Genomic DNA, 6,581 nt, shown 5'->3' with positions numbered 1-6,581 from the left:
TTTCAGCAACACTCTCACTTCACGTCTAAACGCTTATAGAGAAACGTGTCGCGCCGGCAGCTTGCATGAGATCAATTGAAATCTTAATGGAAAGCACAGAGTTACATGATCGTCTATGGGAAAACGGTCGTTATTTAAAACAAGGGTTAAAAGAACTTGGCTTTAACATTGGGGAAAGTGAAACGCCAATTACACCTTGTATTATTGGGGACGAAGTATTAACACAAGAATTTAGTAAACGTCTAAATGAAGAAGGCGTATACGCAAAATCTATCGTGTTCCCAACTGTAGCAAAAGGAACAGGTCGTGTTCGTAATATGCCTACAGCAGCTCATACGAAAGAAATGTTAGATGAAGCAATTCGTAAGTATGAAAAAGTAGGGAAAGAAATGGGCATCATTTAAGTAACGACATCTTTTGAATAGCTTGCAAATGAGGAGTGGGGAAAATGAAAAAAATTCTAGTAACCGGTTCTTTAGGGCAAATTGGTTCTGAACTAGTAATGAAACTTCGTGATGTATACGGCGCATCAAATGTTATTGCAACAGATATTCGTGAAACAGACAGTGAAGTAGTAACGTCTGGTCCATTTGAAACGTTAGATGTAACAGATGGACAAAAACTACATGATATCGCAAAGCGTAATGAAGTAGATACAATTATTCATTTAGCAGCTTTACTTTCAGCAACAGCAGAAAAAAATCCGTTATTTGCATGGAATTTAAATATGGGTGGACTTGTAAATGCTCTAGAAGCAGCTCGTGAATTAAACTGTAAGTTCTTCACACCAAGTTCTATCGGTGCATTCGGTCCATCGACGCCAAAAGATAATACACCGCAAGATACAATTCAGCGTCCTACTACGATGTATGGGGTAAACAAAGTAGCAGGAGAATTACTATGTGATTATTATTATCAAAAGTTTGGTGTAGATACGCGCGGTGTCCGTTTCCCAGGTTTAATTTCTTACGTAGCTCCTCCAGGAGGCGGAACAACTGATTATGCAGTTGAAATTTATTATGAGGCGATTAAAAAAGGTGCATACACCTCATACATTGCTGAAGGAACGTACATGGACATGATGTATATGCCTGATGCTTTACAAGCGATCATTTCATTAATGGAAGCTGATCCAAGTAAGCTAGTGCATAGAAATGCATTTAACATTACAGCAATGAGCTTCGAGCCAGAGCAAATTGCAGCGTCAATTCGTAAACACATTCCGACGTTTACAATGGATTATGCAGTAGATCCAGCTCGTCAAACAATCGCTGATAGCTGGCCAAACTCTATTGATGCAACAGCAGCAATGAAAGAGTGGGGCTTCAAAGCAGAATACGATTTAGATAAAATGACAACTGACATGCTGGCTAAGTTAAAAAAAAAGCTCACAGCTGAGTTAGTGATGAATTAATAGGAAGAGTCGATTCTTAGGAATCGGCTCTTCATCATTTTTGGAGGGAGAGAAGTCTTATGCAGAGAGTTGATGTCGTATATGCACTAATACATGACGAAGAAACAGATAAAATATTAATGGTACATAATGTAGAACAAAACGTTTGGTCATTGCCAGGCGGGGCTGTGGAAAAAGGTGAAATATTAGAGGAAGCACTAATAAGAGAAGTGAAAGAAGAGACAGGTTTAACAGCTGCGTTAGGTGGACTTGTTGCGATTAATGAAAAATTCTTTGAAGAATCAGGGAATCATGCACTATTTTTTACATTCCGAGCGAATGTAGTAAAAGGTGAACTTATTGCGGAAGATGAAGGTGAAATTTCTGCAATAGAGTGGGTGGATCGAACAATTGCGAATGAGCGCTTCCCATACTATGACGGAGGATTTGAATCTTTGTTAGAAGTAGCCATTCCATACAAGTTTCAACCAGAAACAAAGTAATTGAACGAAAAAACAGGAGCCACAAGGCTCCTATTTTCTATTCAATCGTCTTCAGTAATAATTTTTTCAGTAATGGTTTAATCTTCAATCGTAAATCTTCAGCGTGATTTGCAACTAAGAAGTGATGGTTATAAATGTTTTTCATCAATTGATAAGTTGCTTCTTTCGCTTCGCCTTCTTCGATGAAGATACCGATTACTTCCATACCACTTTTACGCGCGAGTTTAACAGCTTCATGCGTATCTAAAATTCCGTCTTGTTGATAGTCTAGCGCAGAAGGCTCACCGTCTGTGAAGACTAGTAAGAATTTATGTTTCTCAGGTCTTTTGGCAAGCTTTTCAGAAACGATACGAATAATATATCCGTCGCGGTTATCTTCTTCTTCACGAAGTTGCATAATTTCTGGACCGACGTTTGGTAACGTTGAGTTTTTATAATTTACAACTTCATGGATAACGTTCGGCTTATCTTCAGGTTTAGCGCTAGAGGCATCTTCCCAAAATCCGCTAATAGCGTGCGGGATTTTTAAAGATTTTAAAGCTTCATGGAATAGTACAACACTCTTCTTCGTTTCTTCCATTTTGTTATACATAGAACCAGAACAGTCAACTAACAGTTGGAATGCAACATCGAGTTCTTGTGACTCTTGTCCTTTTTTATAAAACATCCGCGGTTGTTTTTCGGTATAAATACGAAGGAATTTCTTACGAAGTCTTCCGTAATATTTATCACTATTCGCATTCGTTTTATTTTCAATCGTTTTTTCGATAATTTTCTTTAATTCTTTTACATCTTTATTGACGACTGATTTGATAGCTTGGTAATCTTTTTTCTCATCAATATTTACTTTGCGAGCTTCTTTAAATGTATGAGAAGCACCTACATTATACTTCCCATATGCACCGTCGTGCTGGCTAGAAGCGTGTGAAGCCCTTGCTTCTTCTGTATCAGCGCCATCAAAGTTGGATTGTGTACTTTTTTGAGAAGTACCTTGTACAGAACCAAGTGCTTGGTCGCCATCTTCTGATTCACGAGCAGTATCGCCCATCATGTTTGTTTTTGTTCCGCTTTCTAATTCAAAGCGTAAAAAGTTCTCGTTTTCGTTATTTTTATTTTCACGATGCCATGTGGAGAAACTTTCATCCATTTTGTTTTTATTTTCATCGTCATCTATAAGCTGCGTATCATCATTTGCTAAATCTTCGACGCGACAGTTCTTTTCGTCTGCAAGAACAGATAAGTAAAGTGGAGCATGTCCGAAATAGTTGTTAAGCATATCACTTTCAAGAAGCGCCTCTAAGCGATAGCGAATTTTCTCAACGATATACATAATATCTTCTGTATTACGTGCTTGGAATGCTTCATGTAAAATCGCTTCAATTTGCTCAAAATATTCATTATTAAACATTTCATATTTATCGCTCGTTAATGAAAGATAGCATAGGCAAAATAGACGATCACCGTGATAATTACGAACGCGGTTTATTTCATTTTGAGAGCCGAAATAATTGCGGTACATTTCTTTTCGGCGTTTAAAAATATGTTTCGTGCCAGGACGTAAGTTCTTTACGATTTCCTCAACGCGTAAATCTTCTAATAGAACAAATAATTGTGTTAAAAACTTTTTTAGGGGCGATTCTTGCAATTCAATCGCATACGAACGAATTAAAGTCATGTCCGAGTAATGTTTATTACCAAGTGCTTTTAAGAACACTTCGCTTTTTAATCCGATTACTGTATCTTCTTCTTTTCGATCATCCCAAAAGTGACTAATGACAACTTTCTTTTCAATTTCGTCGTAGTATGCTTTATAGCCATATTCAAGATAGGCATCGTCTTCTTTTAGAAGGGCATACATTAAGTTTTCCATTTGTAGAAACAGCGACGCATCAATTTTTTTGTCACTAAAAATTTGTCTCATAAATTATCCCTCAAAGAAATAACTTTCTGCTAATTCACGGACAGTCATTTGTTCTGTTTCATCATTAAGTTTTGCAATTATGCTTCGTTCAATCGCTCGCATAACAGGAATATATACACCTAAATCACATGCGTCGATAATACCACGAATACTTGCTGCTTCTTCACTTACACGTCCATCGCGAGCTAAAGGCATAAGGTCGCTTGCAAATGCAACAAACTTTTCAATTGTTGCAACATCATTTAATTTTGATTCTGCTAATAATAGTTCTTTTAATGTGTCACCTTGAATGTAAGGAACTTCAATAATAACGAAACGGTTTTTTAATGCTTCATTTAGTTCACTTGTTCCAACGTAACCTTCGTTAATCGCAGCAATTACACGGTATTCGTCATCACCGTATACAACCTCTTGTGTAAATGGGTTTGTGATCATTTTACGGTAATCTAATGCGCCGTGAAGTAGCGGTAAAGTTTCAGGTTTTGCCATATTGATTTCGTCAATATATAGGAAGTGACCGTTCTTCATTGCTTTCATAAGAGGACCGTTAACGAATGAAACTTCAGATGCACCATCTTTCGTTTGTAGTGTGTTGTATCCTAAAATACCTTCTACATCTAAGTCGACAGAGCAGTTAATGCTATGCATTGGTTTTTGGAATAAAGAAGAAAGAGTTTCCGCTAGTACTGTTTTACCACTACCAGTCGGTCCTTTTAATAGAATGTTCTTGCCAAGAAGAAGTGCTGTAATCGCATCTTCAATAATGCTATTATCAGACGCTTTATATATTTTCGTTCCGATTAAATGTGCATTTTCACCAGCTTCTTGTTTATTCTTTTCATGAATCGTAGAAAGCTGTTGTTTTAAATCAGAATGTATATGAAATTGTTCTAACATGTATTTCCCACCTAACATTATTTTCATAAAGTAATACATCTTATGATAACTTGTTTTAATATGGTATGCAAAGAAAAGGAAGGAGGATAAAGGGAAAAGAAAAAGCAATCAAGATGAAGTTGATTGCTTACAGTAAAGGAGAAATGAGCCTCATGAAAGACTCCAATATGCGTTTTTTTATACTTCTTTTTTGGAAAGAGTTCCATTTAATTTCAGTTGAATGTTTAAAGTCTTCTTCAAAATCACGTTTAATATCGTGAACTGTTTTTGATTCATAAAGTACGCTAATAATTTCGTAATTCAATTCAAAGCTACGTACATCCATGTTTGCTGTTCCAATAGTTGCAATTATATCATCAACGAGTACAATTTTTGCATGCATAAAACCATCTTTATAACTGTAAATAGAAGCACCAGCTTTTAAAAGCGGAGTGAAATAGGATTGAGATGCTTGATCACTAATGATGCTATCACTTTTACCTGGATATAAAATCCGTACATCTATTCCGGCAATTGCACTTAAGCGTAATAATGTTAAAGTTTCTTGATCTGGAATAAAGTAGGGTGTAGCAATCCAAATTGATTTTTTTGCAGAGCCCATAACAGCTAATAATGTATTACGAATACTTTTATCATCGGAGCTTGGTCCGCTGGCTACGATTTGAACAGCACCTTCTGCATTTGAAATCTCTTTACCTGGGAAGTATTGTCTATTCATGAATTGATCCCAGGAATAAGTATTTAAACCACTAGAGGCATAGAGCCAGTCTTCTAGAAAGATTGCTTGTAATTTATATAATGCTTTTCCTTCTATTTTTAAATGACTATCACGCCAAACAGGAAATTTCTTTGAACGACCAAGATATTCATCACCGACATTGAGTCCTCCGGTAAAACCAATTTCTCCATCTACAATAACAATTTTTCGATGGTTACGATAATTGACAGTTTCAAGTAACCAAGCTGAAAAAATAGGGTCAAATTCTACAATTTCAATCCCAGCTTCTTTCATAGGTTGTAAAAATCGTCTTCTTAACGTATTACTTCCAAGGCCATCATAAAGGAAGCGTACAATAACACCATCTTTTGCTTTTTGTATTAAAGCATCTCGAACTTTTGTACCAATTTCATCAGATTTATAAATGTAGTATTGAATATGTATATGATGTTTTGCCTGCTCTATAGCTCGCAAAATTTCTGGAAATGTTTGATCTCCGTTTGTTAAAAGTTTTGTAGTTGTTTTATCTGCGGCAGGACCGCCTCCAAATTTTTGTATGACTTCTGTTAAATGTAAGGAACGTTCATTTAGTGGGACTGTGAGTAATAACTCTAGTCTTCTTCTTTCTAATATTTCACGGAATAATTTTCTTTGTTCTTCTGAACGATGGAGATGTTTTTTTCTTCTCCAGCGGCTGCGTCCGAAAATAGCGTATAAAAGCACACCTATAATAGGAAGAAGTGCTAATACTAAAAACCATGCTAATGTACTTTGTGGAGATCTATTTTCTATAAAAATAACGAATGAAATTCCTACGATTGTGATGGACCATAGAGCACCGACAAATGTATATAACGAGATATACGATGTATTTAATAGGAACAGAACGATAGATACAATTGTAAATATTAATAGTAATTGAACGATAGGTTTTTTCATTTCTATATAATTCCCCTAATCTTTTTTCAATATAGACTTCTTAAATAGAAGATGTAATATGACATCTTTATTATAAGGTGTTTTGCTTTTTTTACAAAATATAGACATTTCACCTATACTTTCCGCATTTGTCCTACATACAGTGTACTATCCCATTTTTTATCTCACTCTTAACGCATATGAAAATGAAAAAATCGAAAAGGAGCGGAG

General features: G+C 35.8%; 5 protein-coding genes and 1 pseudogene. 3 read left to right on the top strand and 3 right to left on the bottom strand.

The genetic code is table 11. The annotated features are described in order from the left end of the window. Positions 1-56: 56 nt before the first annotated feature. The 3 genes and pseudogenes from CQ064_RS22295 to CQ064_RS22285 all read left to right on the top strand — a co-directional run. Positions 57-404, top strand: a pseudogene (locus tag CQ064_RS22295) (aminotransferase class I/II-fold pyridoxal phosphate-dependent enzyme); the annotation flags it as partial. Between the two features lie 44 nt (positions 405-448). Next, positions 449-1,414, top strand: a complete 966-nt coding sequence (locus CQ064_RS22290; RefSeq protein ID WP_000723149.1) for an L-threonine 3-dehydrogenase — start codon at positions 449-451, stop codon at positions 1,412-1,414. Between the two features lie 59 nt (positions 1,415-1,473). Beyond that, complete coding sequence (locus CQ064_RS22285; RefSeq protein ID WP_001189938.1) at positions 1,474-1,896, top strand: NUDIX hydrolase; 423 nt, start codon at positions 1,474-1,476, stop codon at positions 1,894-1,896. A gap of 37 nt (positions 1,897-1,933) precedes the next feature. On the opposite strand, the gene CQ064_RS22280 is transcribed toward CQ064_RS22285, so the two are convergent. The 3 genes from CQ064_RS22280 to CQ064_RS22270 all read right to left on the bottom strand — a co-directional run bounded on the left by CQ064_RS22280 (position 1,934) and on the right by CQ064_RS22270 (position 6,371). Further along, positions 1,934-3,817, bottom strand: a complete 1,884-nt coding sequence (locus CQ064_RS22280; RefSeq protein WP_001248842.1) for a vWA domain-containing protein — start codon at positions 3,815-3,817, stop codon at positions 1,934-1,936. 3 nt (positions 3,818-3,820) lie between these two features. Next, complete coding sequence (locus CQ064_RS22275) at positions 3,821-4,714, bottom strand: ATP-binding protein (RefSeq protein WP_000892988.1); 894 nt, start codon at positions 4,712-4,714, stop codon at positions 3,821-3,823. A 127-nt stretch (positions 4,715-4,841) separates the two neighbouring features. Continuing rightward, positions 4,842-6,371: a cardiolipin synthase gene (locus CQ064_RS22270; RefSeq protein WP_000743037.1), complete on the bottom strand. Its 1,530-nt coding sequence runs from the start codon at positions 6,369-6,371 to the stop codon at positions 4,842-4,844. Positions 6,372-6,581: the final 210 nt, after the last annotated feature.

The organism is Bacillus sp. MYb78, assembly GCF_002975115.1.
GTDB classification, from domain to species: Bacteria; Bacillota; Bacilli; order Bacillales; family Bacillaceae_G; genus Bacillus_A; species Bacillus_A cereus.
This window is presented reverse-complemented; position numbering and strand designations above follow the sequence as displayed.